This is a genomic window from Nocardioides alpinus, from assembly GCF_900112035.1.
In the GTDB taxonomy this organism is placed as follows: Bacteria; Actinomycetota; Actinomycetes; order Propionibacteriales; family Nocardioidaceae; genus Nocardioides; species Nocardioides alpinus.
Genome location: NZ_FOKC01000013.1, coordinates 1 through 20,675 on the forward strand (window position 1 = coordinate 1; position 20,675 = coordinate 20,675).

Genomic DNA, 20,675 nt, shown 5'->3' on the forward strand with positions numbered 1-20,675 from the left:
CGAGCACTACAACACTGAACGCCGCCACAGCGCACTCGGAGGCAACCCACCCATCAGCCGACTGCTACCAACCTGATGGCCGGGTACACCTAGCGCGTGAATTCGAGTCGCCCCACCCGGCGGTCGCTCTCCCTTACAAGCGGGAGCTATTGCGGCTCGTCTCAGAGTGACTCGCCGCCGACCGACGGGGACCATGACGACGTCGATGAGAATGACGACTTTATGGATCGACATCCGCGTGAAACTGCGAACTCATCACGTTAGGGCGCAGCGCCCTCTTGCATAACCCTGGACCGAGCTAGCGGCGACTCGGAACGAGCGTCCATCCCGTGGCTCGGGCCTCGCGCTTCGCGATCTCGGCCACGAAGTATGCACTCGGCAAGCTCGCTTCCTCGGGCTTCATCAGTACGGCGATGTACTCCACTGCGTGACGTGAGCCGACGTCGTCGCGCACCGTAGCGCTGACCCGCACCCCACCCGTACCGAGCATTGCAGGCATTTCGAGGACGTCGTAGCCAGCGAAGAGTCCGTCATCGCGAGCCACGAGCTGGGCGAGGTGTCGCCGACGTCGGTCGAACGCCTTCAAGAGATCCGCTTGAGTGATGCACCCGTCGTCATCCGGGGTGATGACTTCCTCACTGACCAATGCCGGTCCACTCTCGGGGCGGCGTTGGTCATTGGCCAGGCCTGTCACGGCGTCGACCAGTCGAGGCTGTAGTACTGCGTCTCCTGGTACTCAACGAGGCCCTCACGCGCGCCTTCGCGACCCAGCCCGCTCTGCTTCATGCCGCCGAACGGAGCCGACGGGTCCGAGACCAACCCTCGGTTGATGCCCACCATCCCAACCTCGATGCGCTCGGCGATCTGCATGGCCTGCTTGAGGTCGCGCGAGTAGATATAGGAGGCGAGGCCGACGTCTGGCTCATTGACCATTTGGACCAGTTGCTCCACGTCCCGCCACGTGACGACAGGAGCCACTGGCCCGAAGATCTCCTCTTGGACGACCCGGGCGTCGAAAGGGACGTCGACAAGCAGAGTGGGGGCCACGAAGTGCCCTGTGAGGTGGGACGGGACATCGGCCTGGGCTGCCACCCGGGCTCCCCGCCGCACAGCGTCCGCGACAAGCTCTCCGATGCCTGTGACAGCCTTGCTGGAGATCAGGGGTCCGACTTGGGACGATAGGTCAGAGCCCGGACCTACGCGAAGCGCCTCGATACGCTCACTCAGCATGCCGATGAAGTGTCGTGCTACCGACTCATGAACGTAGAAGCGATTGGCGGCGGTGCATGCCTGACCTCCACCGCGGAACTTCGCTGTCATCGCACCGTCGACAGCCGCCGAGACGTCCGCATCTGCCATCACGATGAAGGGCGCGTTTCCGCCCAGCTCCATCGATGTCTTGAGGACTCTTTGGGCAGCCTGGGCCAGCAGCGCCCTACCTACTCCCGTCGATCCGGTGAATGACAGGGCACGCACCCTCGGGTCCTCTATCCAGGTGGTCACAACTTCCTGGGGCTCCGTTGTGGGCACGATGTTCAACACGCCTGAAGGCACACCGGCGTCCGCGACGAGGCGCGCCAAGGCCAACGCGGTGAGCGGAGTCTCGGAGGCCGGCTTGAGCACCACGGTGCAGCCGGCGGCGAGTGCTGGCGCAATCTTGCGGGTGGCCATGGCGGCCGGGAAGTTCCAGGGTGTGATGAGCGCAGCGACTCCGACGGGACGGTGGCTGACAACGGTACGGACCCCGCCCGTGGGTGAAGAGCCGAAGTCCCCGCGCGGACGGACAGCCTCCTCTGCGTACCAGCGGAAGAATTCGGCGGCGTAAGCCACCTCGGCTCGCGAGTCAGCGATCGCCTTGCCATTTTCGGCAGAGATCAGCTCCGCGAGTTCGTCGAGTCGCTCCAGCATCAGGTGGAAGACACGCATCAGGGCGTCAGATCGGGCCCGAGGGCTAGTGGACGCCCATACGCCGGCGGCGGCGGCGGCAGCGTCCACCGCCTCCCCCGCTCGCCTGGCTCCTCCGTCCGCCACGACCGCGAGAACGGATTCGTCCGCCGGGTCGTGCACCTCGAACGGTTGGCGATCTCCGTCCTTCCAGTCGCCGGCAATGAGAATGCCAGTTTTCGAATTTAGCGCCTCAATGGTGTCGGACAGGGTCATGCGGATAGGCCTCTCATGTGGTGTGCGACGGCGACGGGATCGACTGCGATGGACGTCCGCAAGGTGGCGAGACGGAGGAGCCGAGCATCGACCCCTCGACCATGTGGTCGCTGCTCGGCGCCCTCAGGCGCAGCAACGATGTACAGGGTGAACGGGGTTGCTCACATGGTGGAGGTCACGCTCGCGAAGGCACTCTCGAGCACGTCGAAGGCGTCCTCGATCAAGGCATCCGAAATGCTCAGAGGCGGCAGGAACCGCAGCACGTTGCCATGGGTCCCACAGGTCAGCACGATCACTCCCTCGCCGTGGGCGAAGGCAGCCACCGCCTTGGCAAGGCCAGGATCGGGCGCTCCAGAGCTGGCGTCCACCAGCTCGACAGCGATCATGGCGCCCCGTCCGCGGATGTCGCCGAGTCGAGAGTCGTCAGCCTGCAGGCGTCGAAGACGCCCGGCTACGAGTTCCCCGATGTCGCTGGCCCGAGCGACTAGTCCGTCCGCTTCGATGGTGTCCATGACGGCCAAGGCGGCGGCGCAGGCGAGCGGATTCCCGCCGTAGGTGCCACCTAGCCCGCCAGGGTGCACCGAATCCATCATGTCGGCGCGTCCAGTGACCGCAGAGAGGGGCAACCCGCCCGCGATCCCCTTGGCGGTCACGATGAGGTCGGGAACTAGTCCCTCGTGCTCAGAGGCGAACATGGCGCCGGTGCGGGCGAAGCCGGTCTGCACCTCATCTGCGATGAAAACCACGGCGTTGCTTCGACACCAGTCCAACAACGTCGAAAGGAATCCGGGCGCTGGCACGATGAAGCCGCCTTCTCCTTGGATCGGCTCGACGACGAGAGCCGCAAGCGTGTCTGCCCCGACCTGCTTCTCGAGATGGTCGATCGCTCGTGCTGCCGACTCGGCGCCGCTCAGCCCCCCGTCCCTGTAGGGGTACGAGAGCGGAGCTCGGTAGACCTCGGGTGCGAACGGGCCGAATCCATGCTTGTAAGGCATCGACTTCGCTGTCATGGCCATCGTGAGGCTGGTGCGACCGTGGTAGGCGTGGTCAAAGACAGCCACGGCTTGCTTACCGGTGTAGGTGCGGGCAATCTTGACTGCGTTTTCCACGGCCTCGGCCCCGGAGTTGAAGAGGACGCTTCGCTTCGCGTGGTCCCCAGGGGTTAGCGCGTTCAGGCGTTCAGCGACTGCTACGTAGCCCTCATAGGGCGTCACCATGAAACAGGTGTGGGTGAACTCCGCGACCTGCGCCTGCACCGCAGCGACAACTCGCGGCGAGCTCGCACCCACCGTGGTGACGGCTATCCCCGACCCTAGATCGATCAACACGTTGCCATCGACATCCTCCACCACGCCCCCGTGGGCTCGCGCCGCATAGACGGGCATCGTCGATCCGACCCCGTGCGCGACGGCTGCTGCCTTGCGTCCGGAGAGTGCAAGCGATCGAGGACCCGGCATCGCGGTGCGTACGAGCCTCTTCGCCGGCGTCGCCGTGGGAACAGAAGTCATGCCGTCCATGCTCGGCGATCATGCACATGCAGTCCAATGCCGATTCGACGCGGTACCTATATCTCATGTGCATAGAATGCACGCGTGGACCTTCGATTGCTGCGGAGCTTTCGCGCGGTTGTGGACGCCGGCACGGTCAACGCCGCCGCCTCGTACCTGCACATCAGCCAACCTGCGTTGTCGCGGCAGCTGCAGCAGCTTGAACGGCAAGTGAGCGTCCGTCTGTTCGAACGCGAGCGAGGGAGGCTGATGCTGACCGCGGCGGGGCGAGCCTTCCTCAGTGCTGCCGACGACGTGCTCGCCGCAGCAGAAAATGCTCGGTCCCTCGCAGATGCGTTGGCAGCGGGGCGTCTGGAACGGATCCGGATGGCCGCACCGACGACCACCCTCACCGACGTCATCGCGCCCTTCTTGGCGACCTTGGACGTGTCGGATCCTTTGATCACCGTGCGCGAGGCTACGTACTCCCAGGCGCTCTCGGCCCTGAGATCGGAAAGAGATCTCGCGGTGATCACCGCCCCTCCCCCGCGACAGTTCGCCAGCGTCACCGTTGCGTCACTCCCTGTGTGGGCCTACGTCAGCCCAAGTCACCGGTTGGCGGCCGAAACATCCATCACGCTTACAGACTTGGCTCGGGAGCCGCTGGTGTTGCTCCACGACCACTTTCGTGCGCGCACCCTCGTAGATGAGAGGTTGGCGTCCGCTGGGTTGAGTCCCTTGGACGTCATCGAGTGCGACCATCCCCAGGTTGCCCAAGCCCTGGCAGCGAGCGGCCGGGGCGTCGCCGTACTGTCGGACGATCCTCGGTTCGACCTGGTTCCGCTCCGGATCCTCATCGACGGCGGCGCCGACCTGCAGCTGACTCTGCACGCGGCGTGGAACCGTCAACACCATGCGGCGACCCAGCTCGCGTCCGTGGCGGAACGGCTCGCGCTGTTCTGTCAACAGCGTTACAAGACGATCTGAATGAACGAGTCGAGACCCAGATGGCACGGTTCTCGACGTGCTCGGTCGGGAAGCCACGATTCCGGCAGAACCGCTCGGGAATTCCCAGATCACCGACAGACCCCTCAACGAGCGTTCTCCTACAGTCGGGGCACCACGACTGACAAGACGAAGCGATGGCGAGCCGCGTCGTGGTGTCCTCTTGTACATCCCTGCGGACGGCCGCCAGATTCGGAGCCCGGTCGGTGAGCGCATGAACAGGTGGTTTGTCGTAGCTGAGTCGAGTCGACGTCAAGACAACAATCGAGAGGTCATTCTCGTGCCGACGTCGACGATCCACGCCAAAGAGATGGGCACGCTCACCACGGCTTGCGGCATCCGGTGCGAGTCATGGCCGAAGTGGTGGGACCAATCCTTCCCGCTCGGCCCGGGACAGGATTGCTGTTCACGGTGCAGCGACATCGCCTTGCACCGATAGCCGGTCCGTATGCCGAGCTGGGACTCCGGCCTTGCTGGGACAACGGGGGCATGATGCGGCGCTATCGCCGTGATGTCTCACGAGAGCGCAGGCCAACCGTCGCGATGGCATGAATCGCCACTGACTCATCGCTGTCGGACGTGTCTCCCGACACCCCTACCGCTCCCACGAGCTGACCATCGAGATCATCGATCAACACGCCCCCCGGAACGGGGATGAGGCGACCGTTCAACGCCGCCGCCGCGGACGCAACGAAGTAGGGCTGTCGTTCAGCGCGCTCCATGATGTCGCGGGAGTTCATGCCAAATGCGAGCGCCCCATAGGCCTTGCCCCGAGCAATCTCGAACGTGCCAATCGGCGAGGCATCCGACCGTTCAGCGAGGACGACGTGCCCTCCGCTGTCGAGGACCACGATTGTGAGCGGACGGAGCTGAAGTCGTTCCGCCTCTCGTTGGACCGACTGCGCGATCTGGCGGCACGTCTCGAGCGAGAGGGTCACGAAGCGCCGCCCTCGTCCAGAATGGATGGCGTTGCCGAAACCCTGCGGACCCATGTCGGTCCCGGGACGCTTGCGCGGAGACGTTGCGTGTAGATGTGCTGGGGATCGTCGAGCACTTGGGCAGTCGTGCCTGATTCGACGAGCTGTCCTTGACACATCACTACTGCGGTGTCGGTCAGTTGTCGCACCACTGCGAGGTCGTGGCTGATCAACAGATAGGTCACCGAGAGGCGCTCGCGGAGGTCCGCTAGGAGATTCAGCACCTGCGCCTGGATGGACACGTCAAGGGCTGCGACGGACTCGTCGAGAACGATGACCTCCGGCTCAGCAGCGAGAGCACGCGCTATCGCGGCTCGTTGCCTCTGGCCCCCGGACATCTCACGTGGGAGCGCAGCAGTATGCCGTTCGTGCAACCCGACCATGTCCAGCAGGTCCATCACACGCTGCCGACGCTCACCCGCAATGAGGTCGCGGTGATGCAATCGCACCACCGCCTCGAGCATCGATCCAATCGTCTGGCGAGGATCCAAGCTGGAGTGCGGATCCTGGAAGACGATTTGCACCTCCCGCGCCCGTCTCCTTCGCTCACCCAGCGTCCGGGCCGCCGCTGTGCGATCACGACCGCACGCTCGAACTTGCCCAGCGGCCGCGCTTTCCAGGCCCAGGATGATCTTGGCGATGGTGGTCTTTCCAGAACCAGATTCGCCTACCAGTCCGAGTGATCCACCGCGTCGAATCGCGAAAGATACGTCGTCAACAGCAACAACACTGCCGTAGGTCTTCCGCAGACCGGAGACCTCCAGCGCTAGATCATCTGTGAGCTTCATGGTTGACGTCCTTTTCAGTGAGCGCCGTTCCGCCGGCACGGATGCACCGCACCATGCCGAGGCCGAGTGGTCTCAGTTCCGGGTGGCCCTCGTCGCACTCGTTTACGCGGTGAACGCAGCGAGGCGCGAAGGAGCACGCGTCGTCTGGCGCTTCGACGGCGGACAGCGGACGACCCGGGATTGCTTCGAGCCGGGCCAGTCGTCGGTCTACCCGAGGGCGAGCCGCCGCCAAACCGGCGGAGTATGGGTGAAGGGGCGCCTCCTGCACGGCTGAGGAGTCGCCCACCTCGACGATCTCTCCCGCGTACATCACGGCCGTACGGTCGCAAAATGTACGGGCAAGTTCCAGATCGTGCGTGATGAAGAGGACGGCGAGCCCTAGCTCGCGGCGAAGGTCATTCAGAATCTCAATTACTTCGGCCTGTGTGGACACGTCCAGCGCGGTCGTTGGCTCGTCGGCCAGGAGGAGGCGCGGCTCGGTTAGCAGACTGCTTGCGATCATCACCCGTTGAAGCAAACCCCCCGAGAGTTCGTGCGGGTATTGCTCAAGACGCCTTTGGCCGTCCGCGATCCCTACACGCGCCAGCATCTTCACGGCTCGGTCAGCAGCGACTCGCGACCGGACCCGCGTGTTGGTTCGCAGGACTTCGGTCATGAAGTCCCCGATGCTCCGCACGGGGTTGATGGCTACACGCGGATCTTGGAAGATCATCGCCACGTCGGCCCGATAGGAGCGGAGTGCCGCGCCCGTCATCTTTGCTACATCCTGGCCATCGAACGAGATGGACCCAGTTTGGCGGGCACCCGCGGGGAGCAGGCGATCTATCGCCTTGGCCGTCATCGACTTTCCGGAGCCCGATTCACCGACAAGGGCCAGCGCTTCACCGCGCCCGATTGTGAGCGATACGTTCCGCAGGATGGACCGCGCACTGCCGTCCACCTGGATCGAGACGCTGAGTGAATCTACCTCCACGAGGGGTGGCCCACTCGCAGAGGACGTGGGACGCGCGACCCCGAATGGCGTGCCTGGCTGCGAACCCGTCACCGTTCGGCACCCCTCGTGCCCAGGAGCCGCTCGCCCAGGATGTTCATGGCGACCACAACCATGACGATGCACACCCCCGCGCTGAGGGCCGGGAGCGGATAGTCCTGCAAGACCCCCGACTGATTCTCCGAGATCATCACTCCCCAGTCGGGACGGGGCGGCTGAATGCCTAGACCGAGGTACGAAAGGATCGCAATGTCCAGGACCGCGTAGCCGAACAGGATGGTGCCTTGCGCGACCATCACCGGAGCCACGTTGGGGATCAGGTGCCGCCGCCAGATTGTCATGGTGTTGAATCCTTGGACTTCGGCAGCCGCGACGTACAGCTGGTTCCGTTCACGCAGAATCGCTCCGCGGAGAAGCCGTGCTACATACGGCGTGTACGCCACGGACAGCGCGAGAACCGCCGGCCACAAACCGGCGTTGAGAACAGCCGAGGCCAGAGCTGCAAGCAGGATCCCGGGGAAGGCGAAGACAACGTCCATGGTCGAGGAAATCAAGGTGTCGACCACGCCGCGTCGCCATGCCCCGATCAGCGCCAGGAGCGAGCCCACCGCCATGCATAGGATTACCACGACCAGAGGTCCCAACATCGAGGATCGGGCCCCGACCAGGAGGCGCGACGCCACATCGCGACCCTGAACATCCTGTCCAAGCAGGTGCGTCCCCGACGGTCCTAGCCAGGAGCCGGATGGACTCCCCGCATTCGGGTCGTGAGGAGCGAGCGCCGGTCCCGCTACGACGGCCACCACCGCAAGAGCCAAGATGACAACCGCTACCACGCCCGGAACTCCCAGGTAGTGCGCCTTCGTTCGTGCCGGGCCTGGTAAACCCGCTGCCTGTTCTGCGACGACAAGACTCACGTGGCCTTCGCCCCCAGTCGCACCCGCGGATCAAGGACGGCATACGCCAGATCCACCACGACGTTCAGGAGGACGAATGCCAGAACCAGGACGAGCGATATTCCCTGCACGACAGCAAGGTCCTTGGACGATGACGACACGATCAGGTATTGACCGAGCCCGTTTAGGCTGAACGCGGACTCGACCACGGCCGACACGGCGATGAGAGACGCGATGGTGATCCCGGTGACCGTCGTGATGGGGATGGCGGCATTGCGAAGGACGTGACGGATTATCACCGCTCGTCGTGGAAGGCCGCGACTCACCGCCGTCTGCACATGTTCCTTCCTGGACTCCTCACGGATGGAAGTACGCGTCACCCGCGCTACGACCGCGATGGATGACAACGCCAACGAGATCGCCGGCAGTGTCAGGTGCACGAATCGGTCCACTACCCCTTCCCCAGCCCCGAGGGCTGGCAGCCAGCTCAAGGTCACCGCAAAGATGAGGGTCAGGACGATGGCGCTCAGGAAGGCTGGAACTGCAGCGGCTGCGGAGGACGCCACCACCACGGAGGTGTCGACCCATCCGGGCCGCAGTCCGGCGAGGAGACCCAAGCCGATTCCGATGACGACGATCAGGACCGCTGCATATAGAACTAGCGACAGCGTGATGCCCGCGCGTTCGACGATCAGCTCGGACACGTCCTGCTTGGTGGCAATTGAGACGCCCAGGTCACCCCGGATCGCGTTCGAGAGCCAGTGCCCGTACTGGGACAGGAATGGTTCGTTGAGCCGGTATCGCTGCTCGAGTGCCTCCAGCGCCTGGGGAGATACGGACCTGCCGCCCGTGAGCGCACCGATCGGTTTGCCGGGAGCCATGTACATGGCCGCGAAGATCACGAAGCTGGCCACCAGAATGGTCGCCACCAGGATGGCCGCGCGCTTGGCGAGGAATGCCATGCGCACTTCACCGACCGCCCAGTTCGCCGGCCCACTGAGCCGACATGTAGGCGAAGGAACTCACTGCACCCGAGAGCTCGCGGTTCATCACCAACACCGTGTTCGGTTGCACCATGGGAATCCACGGCAAAACCTCGTTGAACCGGTTCATGACCTGAACCACGACCTTTGCACGCTCCTCGGGATCGGCCGTGGCGCGTGCCTGCGTCGTCAGCTCGATGAGCCTGTCGTCCTCGAGCCCGGCGTAGTTTCGGGAGCCGTTAGGCAGGACGATGCTGGCGACCAGCGCGACGGGGTCGGCGTAGTCGCCGTAGTCGACAGTGAGAAAACCGTCGATCCCCTCGCGCGCCTTCGGATCGATGAAGAAGTTAATGAAGTTCTCGGTGGAGACGGCCTTGAGCTTCACCTTCATACCGATCGCAGCGGCAGCTGATTCGTAGGCGCCTGCCGCGGCCGCGATCTGGGCGAGCCCCGCAGTCATGCCGATGGTCACGGTCTTTCCCTCAGCGCCCGCCTCCGCGACGAGTGCCTTCGCCTCGGACAGGTCCTGAGCCCAAGTGGGGGTCCGCTCGTAGGCCGCTTCGAAGACGTCAGGGGCGTACCCGAACGTTCCCGAATTCGAGATCCACTTGGGCATCTGCGCCGCCCCCTTGTAGACGGAGTCGATGATGCCTTCTCTGTCGAGGGCCAGGGCCAGCGCACGACGAACGCGCGCATCTCCCAACGCGCCGTCCAGGCTGCTCACGATCAGGGCATCCGTGTTGTAACCGGGCCCTTGGAAGACCTCGACATCGTCGCTTGCGCGAAGTTGATCCAGCGTCGACATGCCGGCAGGGCGATAGGTTCCATCCACCTCACCGGTCAAGAGCGAAGACGTGAGCGCCGCCTCGTCCGCGATGCTCTTCACGGTCAACTGCTCAACCCGCGGCGTAGCCCCTTGCCAGGGGTCCGGATTGGCCTTCATCACGATGCCCGTTGCCGGCACCCACGACTCGAGCTCATATGCCCCCGTGCACATCACTCCGCCCGAGCTCGTCCCGTACGACTCCCCGCGAGTCTCGACGTACTTCTTTTGCAATACGACGCCCGCACGGCCGGCGAGCTCACCGTCCAACCAGTAGTCCGGCGCGGTGAGGTTCAACGTGACCTGCAGGGGGTCTGTCGCGGAAATGGTGTCGACTCTGTCGAAGAAGGCGCCGTAGAACCCGCCGAGCGCTGGGTCCCGTTGACGCTCGAGGCTGTAGACCACATCCTCGGCGGTCACGGGAGTGCCGTCCCAGAACCGCGCCCCCTCATTGATGTCGAAGACGACGGTCGTTTCGGTAGGCCTGGAGATCTTCGCAACACCTGGACCGATCGAGCCGTCCGGCATCGTGGTCAGAAGGGACTCGCACATCAACGAAACCGCTGTATTGCCGGGATAGTCGAACGTGTAGAGCGGGTCGAGGCTCTTGATGTCACCGTTGACCGCCCAGACGGCCGAAGTGACCTCGTCTGTACCGGCAGGGGTGGTGTCCGCCAGTGTCTCGCTTGGCTTGCGGTCCGAGTCGTCGGTTTGACGACCACAACCCGTAAGCGCTGCGCTGACGACAAGGGACAAGGTGATGAGGGTGCGCCATCGCGGCCGGATCGTCATGACGCACACCTTCTAGGGCGGCAACACCATCCGGCTCTGCTGATTCCTGCAATTTCAGGTGCGGAAACTGCCTGACTAAGGCAATTGCTCTTGGACTGGGTAGGCCAGGCGGCGTACGCCTTGCCTTTGGCCACACGCACTTCCGTCCGTAGAACATGTCCCTAATCGGCCCGAGTCTCACCCGGCAACGATCGCTGACTAGTCCAGCGGTGTCAGTGAGCAGGTTGGTTGGTATTTGACCCCAAACCTGCGTGCTGTCGCGTTCAAGGCATGCCGATCTCTGGGTCCGGCCCTAGCCCCACGTCCTTGTAGCTGAAGTCGCGTCGGTCATCGCCCGGACTGCGGTCGAGGAGATCTGCGAGGCGCAGAGCCGCAGCGAGCTCGTCCCGCCGAGCGGCCACGCTCACTCCAAGCCGAGACTCTATGGACCGCAGCCGATATGCGACCGTCCTCTCGTGCACATCTATCGCCTGGGCGGTCGTCGCGGCGTTCAGTCCCGCTCGGAAGTAGGCCCGCAAGGTGGACTTGAGCAACTCGTCGCGTGAACTTCCTTCGTCGCGGAGGGGGCCGAGTTCCCGCGAGACAAAGTCCTGGACTTCTTGACGATCCTTCAGCATCAGCGATTCCAAAGCGACGTCACCGTAGTGAACGACTTGTGTGGCGACGAGTCTGCCCACTCGGTACGCCTGCCGGGCTTGTCTGTAGCTCAATCTGAATCCTTCGACTCCGTGCTCAACCTCACCCAGGGCCAGGTGGGTTCCCGGCATGGCCTCGACGGCGTGTGATTGTCTTTCTAGAGCGCTCTTCAATGCGGACGAGCCGAGCCAGCCCACGAACGATCCTGACGTTCCACTCACGACCAGTTGCCCCGCATCGAACGAGGCGGCAAGCGCTCGGATGTTGGCTTCGGGTGACCGACCCCAGGCGACCACTGCCAAGTGTGCACTGTTAAGGCTGTAGCCCAGCTGATCAACATCGGCTGGCACACCGCGGAGGATGTCGCTCACCACCACCCGCCGCTTCTGGTCCTGGTTGCGAAGGAAGTAGGCATCTACGGCGGCGCCGGACGGGTCTATCCGGTCGGCCACGAATGGGCAAGCGAGCCGCGACGGTCCCCGCTGCGGTTCGCCTACAGCGCTGCGGAGGGCCCAAAGGCGACCACCGCTCTCATCGATGACGCACTCCACATGGCGACCGAAGCCGGCCTCTTCGACAACGTGCAGACAACGGCGCGCGTACGCCTCACAGGTGTCGTGGTCGGCATCGTGGCCGACCGTGCGATGGTGAAGCTGGACGGGCGCGTCGGCATCGTCCCGGACGCACTCGCCTTCCCCGGTCTGCCGTTGGAACGGTCGCTCCAGCCGGGCCAGGAGGTGACGGGTCTGTACGACGCCGACAGCCGCTGGTTCGACGTACGCGAGTCCCGCCTCGAACCGGACGTCGCGCTCTCGTCGTACGCGGCCGGCGACGTTGTCCTGGTCCAGGTCGAGTCCGTCGAAGCCGACCGTGCGTCGGTCTTCCTGCACCCGCTCGTCACCGTGGACGTGACGCACAGTGCCGTCACCTCCAACCCGCTCGACGACCTGTCCGACCTCCTGACTCCCGGCGAGGTGCTGCCGGCACGCGTCCTCGCGACCGGGGGCGAATGGCACCTCAGCCTGCTCGACATCGACGACGACGAGGAGCCGGTCGCGGCGGCCGCCCTCTTCGCGGGCGGCCCACCTTGGCTGGTCGCGGCGATCCCGGCCGATGTCTCGGAGCCGGCCGTGCCTGCCACGGCACCCATCGAGGTCGTGTCGTTCGACGTCGAGATCGACGTGGCCGACCCGCACGCCGAGACGCATGTCCCCGACGCGCCAGTGAACGCGCCGGCACCAGCCGGTCCGAGTCCAGCGATGTTCGACCGCAGCCGCGCCGTCCGACCGCGCCCGACGCCGGGACCGGCAGAAGCCCCGGCAGGGCCACCGGCCGCAGCGGTCGAGAGCGCCAGCACGAAGTCGATGTCCCTGACCATCGCATCCCTCCAAGCAGAGGTGCGCACCGCAAAGAGACAACGAGACGAGGTGCACGCACAGGCGCAGGGGTTCGCGACCGAGCTGGAGCACCTGCGAACGGAGCTGCGTCAAGTCGAGGACCAGGTACGCCGCCTCACGCAGCAGCTTGAGCAGTCCCGGACGAAGCTGCGGAAGTCACGATCGAGCTCCAGTACAACCGATGCGCCGGCCTTCGCCGACCCGGAGCGGGGTTTTCGCTTCCTCGTGGAACGGGCGTGGGCCACGCGAATCCCAACCGCGGAGCAGCCGAACTGCCCCTTGGGCGACTACTCATTGGGTCCGGATTTCTTGGGGAGCCTCGACGCCTTGCACGGTCTCGCCACGGATCGTGTCGCCGACGTGGTGATGGAAGTTGTCACCGGGAAGGCCGCGCTGTCGGGGGGCCGCGAGCTCCACCAGCTCCGTACGGACGACGCCGGCGGTTCGCCCCAGAGGCTGCGCGAGGACGGGGCACGGGCCTGGCGGGTCAGCCTCCAGTCCAACACCCCGGCCGCACGCCGGCTCCACTACTGGGTGCTGCCTGACGGTTCGATCGAGCTCGCCAAGGTCGGCGTGCACGACGACATGAGCATCTGATCCGGCAAGGTGGGACGAAATTGATGCCTCGCACGATGGGCCCCTGCGAGGATGCGCGCGTGACCTCGATCTCGGACATCCCGATGCCGCCGTACACCGTCCACCTGAGCGACGGATCGAGCGGGGAGGTCGAGTTCGGGTACACCGAGGGGCTGCTCGAGGTCCTGGGCCACGAGCTGCTGGTGTGGACCCGTCCCACGGACGGGATCGACCCCGGGCTCGACTGGCCGGGCCCGAAAGCGGGCCGGCGCTCCGTGCAGAACACGTGCTTCCGCATCCTCACGGCGGTGGAGCAGGGGACCTTCGGGTACGACAAGCCGATGGAGTTCGACCTGCCCAACGGCACCACGGTCCTCACCGTCCGCAAGCCGGAGACGGCCGAAGCGGTGCACGCGACCGCGCTGGCTCCGCACACTCCCGTCGCTCGTGTGGGCTGGGAGCTCCGGCGCAACGACTTCGGCCCCCTTCTGCCCGTTAGCGCTGCGGAGCTTCCCGGGCTCATCCGCAAGTGCCGGGAGGTCGTGGGCAGGCTGCCGTGGGACGCCGCTGTGCCGCACGACCTCACGATCGACGCTGCCTCGCTCGGCGCGGACAGCTTCCCCGTGTCGGACACCTACGGACCAGCAAGCCCGCTGGTGCGCGCCGTGGCCGCGTCTCTCGTCACGGCTGACGAGGTCGTCGTTGGAGGTCTGCTTCACAACGCCTACCTCCTGCGCGACGTGGGAGAGTCACAGCATTGGTTCGACAGTCGCTTGTCCGCCATCGCCCGTGGCGCCGGCAGGTCGGCCGCCGTGTCTCGGTGCGAGGAGCTCGCCAAGTCCCTGTCGATCGCCACGCCGGAAGACACGAACGCCGAGCGCCTTGAGATGGCGGTGCGGGTGACGCTCAAGACGGCCGCGCTCCACGACCGGCTCGACGCCTCCGACCGCATGCGAGGCTACGGCCCCTGGGAGACGAGCCTCTACTTCCCGGAGCGCCCGCCCGGCCAGGCCGCGACAGAGGAGACCATCGCCTCGGTCGAGGCCGCGCTCGCGGCGTTGTCTCCGGCCGCGCTCGCGGAGATTGTCGAAAGACACAGCGACGAGAGCGGATACGAGGACCTCGACATCTTCGCCGTCACGCACCGCACCGGCCTGCCTCCTGGCCACCGTCTGCTTGAGGAGCTCTCGGACCGGACGGGCCGACACCTCGAGGAAGTCCGTCCCCTCACCACGACGCTGCTCTCGGCCACGGCATGGCGCACGGAAGACGGTGAGAGCGACGACGACGACACGTCGGCGTACGTCGGGTGGGGACTGGTCGACGAGTACGGCGACCTGCTCCCCAGCCTTGAGCTTCTTCTGCGACTCGGGCCAAGGCCTGAGGACTACTGATCCTGCACCTGGACACATGCCGGCGCGCAAAATGCGAGACACCTTGGATAGTTGCTCTCTGCCTCCGTCAGGCCTCGCTCGTGGGTGGAAACTTCATCACAGGCCGCGGTGGGGAGCGGAAGACCGGACAAACATCCACGTCGCCCGAGGGAGCGGTCTGCGGTTGATATTGCATCCGTCGTGAGCTTGCGGGTGATCGCGTCGCCGCGGTGCAGGCGGGATCGGTCGAGGGGGCGGCGGAACATCCGCCATCGACCCAGGAGACGACATGACCAGGACAGCTTCAGGCCACAAGACCGGTGATTTCACCGAGCCCATCCCTGCTCGGGTTGTCGCAAGGTGTTCTACGCGAAGGCGAGTTGGAACCGTGCGACCGTTCGGTGCCCGCGGTGCGGCCGGGACAACTGAGCGCGGCACGACGACATGCCGGAGCTCGCTGCCTCGGTGAGGCTACGACTGGAGTGCCGCACCTCGCCCGACGGCGAAGCAGGGGTTGCACACGAGCTGACGCTGTACCCGGACTGGTCAATGCGCGCCCAGCACGACCTGGAAGCCGACCGGGTTGCCGCTGCGTTTGGGGGCTACACCTCGTGCCTGCGACTGGAGGCACCGGTGACGGCCGCGAATGACGGCCTCGAGTTGCTCGCGCGCCGCGTCCCCGCTGATGGCCCGTGGACTGTCGGTGGTCTCGACGAGACTGAAGCGGTGACGCAGAGCCTCGGTCCGGCTCCCGATGGTGGGCCCCTCGAGATTCGAGTGGAGTGCCGCACGAGTCGCACTGCGTCGCGCGGCAAGCAGCACTCGGTCGTCATCGAGCCCGACTGGACGGTCCGCACCCCGCACGATCTCGAGGCCGAGCGGGTGGCAGCAGCCTTTGGAGGCTTCACCTCGTGCCTGGAGCTTGTGGACAAGGTGATTCCCGCTGTTCAGAGCACCCTGCCCCTGCTTCTTCGACGCCGGCTCGCTCGCCTGACTCGCACCAAGGATGAGCGCGTCATCTGGAGCGCCGTATCAGTCCGTGGATGCCGGTGCCACCGAGGCACCTTCACCTCCGCCCGGGACGCCGCCACTCACCTGCGCTCGCCCGCGCACCTCGTCAAGCAGTACGCCGTCTCCCCCCGGCCGCTCACGAACGTGCTCGCGGCCGTGGAGGGTGCGTGGGGTGGGATCGATGCGCCAACCGCCGAGGCCCGGGCGCGAGCTGATCGGGTGGTCCGCGAGTTCAGGGGGAGCGAGTCGTTGTGGGCAGCGGGGCTCCACCCCGAGCACGTCCTCGAGTTCGCAGCACTCGCTCCAGGAATCGACGAACCTCTCCCCGAGGCCTTCTTCCTCGGGGTCGCCTACTCGGGCGTCGACGTCACTTGGCTCACCGCCACCGTGGCCAGCCGTCCCGAAACGGCCGGGGCCGCCTGGCTCGCGTGGGTGCCGGCCGACAAGGGCAGTGCCTATCTCAGCGCCCTGCAGGACTGGTACTCACTCGGGCTCAGCCGGCGACAGATCGAAGCACTAACCATCGAGGGAGTGAGCATCACCGCTGCCGAAGCACTCGCCAGAACCACGGGCCGCGCACTCCGCACAGGAGGTGCGGACCTGGCCGCTTGGGCGCTCGCAGGATGTCGTCCGACAGTGGAACACTTTCAGGTGCTGGACCAGCATGGCCTCGGGTCCACCTACTCCCCCTCCCGGGCCGCGGTGGACCGTCTTGTAGAAGTCGCTCAGCGCTACTCTCCCTCCCCGTCGCGCACCGAGCTGGGCGTGCTCCTGTCGCTGGAGGGCACCCAGCGGGGCGTGGAGGTGCAGCTCGAGCGGGGCATCCGCAGCATGGCTGAGCTCATAGCAACCCATCGGAGGACGTGGCATGACTCCTGAGTCAGGCCTGCACGACTCACCGCCGCCACTCCCTCGTGGGACCCGGGTCGATTTCGAGGTCGAGTGCCGTACCTCCCCGGACTCGACCACCGGCGAGCGCCACACCGCGACTCTGCTCGAGGACTGGACGGTGCTCACCCCCCACGACCTCGAGGCTGAGCGGGTGGGACTGGCATTCGGCGGTTTCTGTGACTGTCTGGCGCTCGCCCAGTCCGGTGTCCGTGTCGCGCAACGCTGGTGGCAGCTCAGCACGCGTCACGAGGTTCCTGAAATCGCCTTCTCCCCGGTCCACGGCTGGCAGCCGTCCATGACAACCGCCTGCGCCTGCACGCCGGCGCCCGTCGATGGCTCCCCGGGCCTTCGCTTCCGTACGGCGATCGACGCGAGGGCGCACGAGACGAGCTCGCTGCACCTCGCAGCACGCGGCAACGCCAGGCCCCATCACGCCCGCGCCCTGATCAATGCACTGCGACCGGTGGCGATCGACGTAGCTCCCGCCCGGCGCGACTGGGAGCCGGTGGCGGACCGGCTCCGCGAGCCAGACGCCCTGAAGGTGCTCTGGAACTGCGGACTGCACCCTGCACGGGTGGCCGAGCTGCTCGATGTAGCTCCTGGGGTCACCGGCCGCCTGCCCGCCTCCTTTCCCCTGGGGCTGGCGTTCGTCCCCGACCGAGCGATGCCACGCCGACACGAGGTCGCTCGGCAGCGCGACGCCGACCTCGCCACATGGCTCCTGTGGGACGGCACAGCCCCGGACCCCAGCCGCCCGTTCGAGTCCGGCGAGTGGCTGGGTCTCGGGCTCACCCCCCGGCAGTGTCAGGAGATGCTCGCTGCCGGCATCACCGCCACGCTGGCCGACGAACTGGCAGCCACGCTCAGGCAACCCCTCGAGGACTGCGTACGCCTGCTGCTGCAACGGCCGCCTCCGGGAGTGCTTCCGGAGCTGGACCACCTCTTGGCCGGCGCTCGGGCCAAGCGGGACTTCTCCCGATCCACTGTCAGTGCCCCACTGGACACTCGATCCACCGACACCCCTCTTCTCGACGCCTCACACCAGGAGATATCGCATGGCGATCCGCACGCGCACTGACTACGAGAACGCCCTCCAGGCCGTGGGTATCTGCGTGAGCGCCCGCATTCCCGTGCTGCTGTGGGGCAACCCCGGGGAGGGCAAGACAGCAGTGATCGAGTCCGCCGCGGGACAGGGGTGGCACGTGGAGACGCTCATCATCAGTCACTACGAGCCCTCCGACTTCGCCGGTCTTCCCGTGGTGACCTCGGACGGATCGGTCGATCTCGCTCCGCCCGGATGGGCCAAGCGTCTCGCGGCCGTCGACGGGCCCGCGATCGCCTTCTTCGACGAGTTTTCCACCGCGTCCCCGGCCCTGCAGGCCGCTGCTCTGCGTCCCCTCACCCACTACGAAGTGGGCTCGCTACAGCTGCCCAAGACGGTCTCCTTCGTCGCCGCCGCCAACCCTGCCGACGTCGCTGCGGCCGGATGGGAGCTCGCCGCCCCCACGGCCTCACGCTTCGTCCACGTCGACTGGTCACTTCCCCTCGAGGTCTACGCCGAGGGCCTGGTCACCGGACACTGGCCGAGCCTCCCGGTCTGTGAGCGCCCCGCAGACCTCGACGTCCTCACCAGCGACGAGCTGGTCCTGGTCTCGGGGTTCCTGCGCGCCCGGGAGTCCCAGCTCAGCTCCATCCCGGCCGATGCAGCCTCGCGCGGCCGCGCCTTCCCGACGCCCCGCACCTGGGACTACGCCGCACGCCTGTCCGCCTTCGCCCGAGCCGTGAAGGCCACCCCAGACGTACGCCGCCTCCTGATCGCGGGGTGTGTCGGTGAGGCCGTCGCCCACGAGTTCCTCTCCTGGGCCTCCGCCCTGGACCTGCCCGACCCCGAGCACCTGCTCTCGGCTCCCGAGCTCGCGATCTTCACCGGGATGAGGCCCGACCGCGTCTACGTCACGCTCCAAGGAGTCCTCGCTGCAGTGAGCCGCGACCGCACCCCGCAAAGGTGGTCCGACGCGATCAGGCTGTGCGCGATCGCCGGCGAGCAGTGCGGCCTCGACCCTGCGGTGCCGATCGTGCGCTCCCTCCTCCGCGGCGGAGTGCGACCCAGCGCGGCCCCCGTCCCACCAGAGATCAAGGTGTTCGCCCCAGCCCTGGCCCTGGCCGGACTGCTGCCGGGGTCCTGATGGACCTCACCAAGCTCTCCGCGGCCAAACTCTGGCTCATCAGCGCCGCACCGAGCCCGACCAAGACGCAGGATCGCGACTCACCCAAGGACCTGCCCTACCTCGCCACCGCGCTCTACGCGCTGATTCCCGTCCCCTCGTCCGAGGTCAACCGGATGACGGTCGATGAGTCCTGGCGCCTCTACGTCAATCCCGCGTGGCTCACCGAGGCGACCGTTCCTGAAGTCGGGCAAGACCTGGCCCACCTGGTCTGGCACCTGCTCTGCGACCACGCGTCGCGTGCGCGCGACATGCGGGTCGACGTCCAGACATCGACTTACTGGGAGCAGAGCACCGACGCCACCATCGCGGCGACATTGGCTTCCGACCTCCTCACCCCCCAGGGGTGCCGGTCGGCCCGCGAACTGGGCCTCAACACCGGCCTCAGCGCCGAGGAGTACTACGCGATCCTCTCCCGCCTTCCACCATCCGAAGGCGGGAGCACGGGGACGCTGTCCCCGCACGAGGGGTGCGGAAGCGGCGCAGACGGCATTCCCCGCTCCCACGAGCTACCTCCCGACGCCGACGCCGGCGTCGATCGCCACGATGCGCGAGAGATCCGCCGCACCGTCGCCATCGACTTCAGCGAGCACGCCGGCCGCCGAGGAGACACACCTGGTGAGGCATGGCGGTGGGCCCAGACCATCCTCGAGCCCAAGATCGCGTGGGAACCCCTTCTGGCTCAATCCGTACGACGCGCCGTGGGCTGGGCAGCCGGCCGAGGCGACTACACCTACTCCCGCCCGTCTCGTCGAGCGAGCTCGGTCCGGGGCATCGTCCTGCCCGGAATGCGGCGACCTGTCCCCCGTGTCTCGATGATCATCGACACCTCCGCCAGCGTCGACGACGAACTCCTCGCCCGTGCTCTCGGTGAGGTCGACGGCGCACTCGCGGCCCTAGGCGTGGCCGGCAGCGACGTCAGCGTCTACTCCTGCGACGCCGCCGTCCACACCGTCCAGCGTGTCCGGCGAGCCCGTGACGCACGGCTCGGCGGAGGAGGAGGCACCGATCTCCGTGTCGGCTTCACCGCGGTGGAGCAACAACGACCCCGGCCCGATGTGGTGGTCGTCCTCACCGACGGCGGCACACCCTGGCCGCACCAACCCCCTCCGGCCTGCGCAGTGATCATCGCGCTGCTCGGCAGATATCGCTCCGACCTGCCGCCGACCCCGGGCTGGGCGATTCGAGTGGAGTGCCTGTTGGACTAGTGCGGACACAGACCTTCGCCTCGCCCGGATCCAGGATCTCACCTCGGGCGTCGGTGTGCCTTGTGGTAAGCCGACCGCGGCCCGATCGGACGAAGAGCAGGGATGAACGGATCAAAGGCCGATCGCCGACAGCCCCCCAGGCCCTCGCCGCAGGGCAGCAGCGACGTGCCGCGCACCATGTGACCTGACGATTGGCGATATCAGCTGGAACCCCTGGTCGTAGGTCGGGTGCCCACCGCGGCCGAGTCGCGAACGCTGCCACCGACCGACCGCATCATTCCCGCCCAGCTCCACCAAGTACGTTTCCGCGAGTGCCTCGGCAAATCCCTCCACCACGTGAAGTGGGATCTGCGTCGCCGCCGGAGCTCCTGCCAGCAAGGCGTGCCCGTACTCGTGGGCAAGGGTCCTGCGGAACATCGTGGATGGCAGGCCATGTAGGACAGCAATCTGAATAGG

The 20,675-nt window shown here is 66.3% G+C and carries 17 protein-coding genes; 7 read left to right on the forward strand and 10 right to left on the reverse strand.

What is annotated here, in order from left to right:
- Positions 1-298 precede the first annotated feature (298 nt).
- From BM127_RS19080 to gabT, 3 genes are all read right to left on the reverse strand, one after another.
- Positions 299-694 (reverse strand): hypothetical protein, encoded by a 396-nt coding sequence (locus BM127_RS19080; protein WP_129428253.1) that lies wholly within the window; start codon positions 692-694, stop codon positions 299-301.
- A complete protein-coding gene (locus BM127_RS19085; RefSeq protein WP_091201250.1) occupies positions 691-2,160 on the reverse strand; it encodes an NAD-dependent succinate-semialdehyde dehydrogenase in 1,470 nt (489 codons plus the stop codon). Before BM127_RS19085 ends, BM127_RS19080 begins: the two co-directional genes overlap by 4 nt.
- Before the next feature lie 161 nt (positions 2,161-2,321).
- Positions 2,322-3,677 carry a 4-aminobutyrate--2-oxoglutarate transaminase gene (gabT, locus tag BM127_RS19090; RefSeq protein ID WP_416143257.1) on the reverse strand — a complete coding sequence of 452 codons (1,356 nt, stop codon included), beginning with the start codon at positions 3,675-3,677 and terminating at the stop codon, positions 2,322-2,324.
- A 75-nt stretch (positions 3,678-3,752) separates the two neighbouring features.
- On the opposite strand from gabT, the gene BM127_RS19095 reads away from it, so the two are divergent.
- Entirely contained in the window at positions 3,753-4,634 is an 882-nt protein-coding gene (locus BM127_RS19095) for a LysR family transcriptional regulator (RefSeq protein ID WP_091201252.1), read from the forward strand.
- A 518-nt stretch (positions 4,635-5,152) separates the two neighbouring features.
- Here the strand turns inward: BM127_RS19095 and BM127_RS19100 are convergent.
- The 7 genes from BM127_RS19100 to BM127_RS22410 all read right to left on the reverse strand — a co-directional run bounded on the left by BM127_RS19100 (position 5,153) and on the right by BM127_RS22410 (position 11,990).
- Positions 5,153-5,590: a GlcG/HbpS family heme-binding protein gene (locus BM127_RS19100; RefSeq protein ID WP_231263414.1), complete on the reverse strand. Its 438-nt coding sequence runs from the start codon at positions 5,588-5,590 to the stop codon at positions 5,153-5,155.
- Positions 5,587-6,417 (reverse strand): ABC transporter ATP-binding protein, encoded by an 831-nt coding sequence (locus tag BM127_RS19105; RefSeq protein WP_091201256.1) that lies wholly within the window; start codon positions 6,415-6,417, stop codon positions 5,587-5,589. The genes BM127_RS19100 and BM127_RS19105 overlap by 4 nt, the downstream gene beginning before the upstream one ends.
- A complete protein-coding gene (locus tag BM127_RS19110) occupies positions 6,401-7,357 on the reverse strand; it encodes an ABC transporter ATP-binding protein (protein ID WP_198554395.1) in 957 nt (318 codons plus the stop codon). Before BM127_RS19110 ends, BM127_RS19105 begins: the two co-directional genes overlap by 17 nt.
- 101 nt (positions 7,358-7,458) lie before the next feature.
- Positions 7,459-8,016: an ABC transporter permease gene (locus BM127_RS19115; protein WP_198554396.1), complete on the reverse strand. Its 558-nt coding sequence runs from the start codon at positions 8,014-8,016 to the stop codon at positions 7,459-7,461.
- 305 nt (positions 8,017-8,321) lie between these two features.
- Positions 8,322-9,266 carry an ABC transporter permease gene (locus tag BM127_RS19120; RefSeq protein WP_091201424.1) on the reverse strand — a complete coding sequence of 315 codons (945 nt, stop codon included), beginning with the start codon at positions 9,264-9,266 and terminating at the stop codon, positions 8,322-8,324.
- A 7-nt stretch (positions 9,267-9,273) separates the two neighbouring features.
- Positions 9,274-10,902, reverse strand: a complete 1,629-nt coding sequence (locus tag BM127_RS19125; protein ID WP_091201260.1) for an ABC transporter substrate-binding protein — start codon at positions 10,900-10,902, stop codon at positions 9,274-9,276.
- Between the two features lie 263 nt (positions 10,903-11,165).
- Complete coding sequence (locus BM127_RS22410; protein ID WP_175507458.1) at positions 11,166-11,990, reverse strand: PucR family transcriptional regulator; 825 nt, start codon at positions 11,988-11,990, stop codon at positions 11,166-11,168.
- A 99-nt stretch (positions 11,991-12,089) separates the two neighbouring features.
- Here BM127_RS22410 and BM127_RS22415 point away from each other — a divergent pair, with 99 nt between their 5' ends.
- From BM127_RS22415 to BM127_RS19160, 6 genes are all read left to right on the forward strand, one after another.
- Positions 12,090-13,532 (forward strand): hypothetical protein, encoded by a 1,443-nt coding sequence (locus BM127_RS22415; protein ID WP_101228927.1) that lies wholly within the window; start codon positions 12,090-12,092, stop codon positions 13,530-13,532.
- A 59-nt stretch (positions 13,533-13,591) separates the two neighbouring features.
- Positions 13,592-14,905 carry a hypothetical protein gene (locus tag BM127_RS19140; protein WP_091201266.1) on the forward strand — a complete coding sequence of 438 codons (1,314 nt, stop codon included), beginning with the start codon at positions 13,592-13,594 and terminating at the stop codon, positions 14,903-14,905.
- Between the two features lie 444 nt (positions 14,906-15,349).
- Positions 15,350-16,774, forward strand: a complete 1,425-nt coding sequence (locus BM127_RS19145) for a hypothetical protein (protein ID WP_139227807.1) — start codon at positions 15,350-15,352, stop codon at positions 16,772-16,774.
- Positions 16,764-17,864: a hypothetical protein gene (locus BM127_RS19150; RefSeq protein WP_091201270.1), complete on the forward strand. Its 1,101-nt coding sequence runs from the start codon at positions 16,764-16,766 to the stop codon at positions 17,862-17,864. Before BM127_RS19145 ends, BM127_RS19150 begins: the two co-directional genes overlap by 11 nt.
- Positions 17,842-18,972 carry an AAA family ATPase gene (locus tag BM127_RS19155; RefSeq protein WP_091201272.1) on the forward strand — a complete coding sequence of 377 codons (1,131 nt, stop codon included), beginning with the start codon at positions 17,842-17,844 and terminating at the stop codon, positions 18,970-18,972. The genes BM127_RS19150 and BM127_RS19155 overlap by 23 nt, the downstream gene beginning before the upstream one ends.
- Positions 18,972-20,219: a vWA domain-containing protein gene (locus BM127_RS19160; RefSeq protein ID WP_091201274.1), complete on the forward strand. Its 1,248-nt coding sequence runs from the start codon at positions 18,972-18,974 to the stop codon at positions 20,217-20,219. Before BM127_RS19155 ends, BM127_RS19160 begins: the two co-directional genes overlap by 1 nt.
- The last annotated feature ends 456 nt before the right edge of the window (positions 20,220-20,675 follow it).

Bases quoted from the DNA above. Each gene is read 5' to 3' on its own strand.
- BM127_RS19085 (WP_091201250.1), bottom strand. From the start codon at position 2,160: ATGACCCTGTCCGACACCATTGAGGCGCTAAATTCGAAAACTGGCATT.
- gabT (WP_416143257.1), bottom strand. From the start codon at position 3,677: ATGGACGGCATGACTTCTGTTCCCACGGCGACGCCGGCGAAGAGGCTC.
- BM127_RS19105 (WP_091201256.1), bottom strand. From the start codon at position 6,417: ATGAAGCTCACAGATGATCTAGCGCTGGAGGTCTCCGGTCTGCGGAAG.
- BM127_RS19120 (WP_091201424.1), bottom strand. From the start codon at position 9,266: ATGGCATTCCTCGCCAAGCGCGCGGCCATCCTGGTGGCGACCATTCTG.
- BM127_RS19125 (WP_091201260.1), bottom strand. From the start codon at position 10,902: ATGACGATCCGGCCGCGATGGCGCACCCTCATCACCTTGTCCCTTGTC.
- BM127_RS22415 (WP_101228927.1), top strand. From the start codon at position 12,090: ATGGCGACCGAAGCCGGCCTCTTCGACAACGTGCAGACAACGGCGCGC.
- BM127_RS19150 (WP_091201270.1), top strand. From the start codon at position 16,764: ATGACTCCTGAGTCAGGCCTGCACGACTCACCGCCGCCACTCCCTCGT.
- BM127_RS19155 (WP_091201272.1), top strand. From the start codon at position 17,842: ATGGCGATCCGCACGCGCACTGACTACGAGAACGCCCTCCAGGCCGTG.
- BM127_RS19160 (WP_091201274.1), top strand. From the start codon at position 18,972: ATGGACCTCACCAAGCTCTCCGCGGCCAAACTCTGGCTCATCAGCGCC.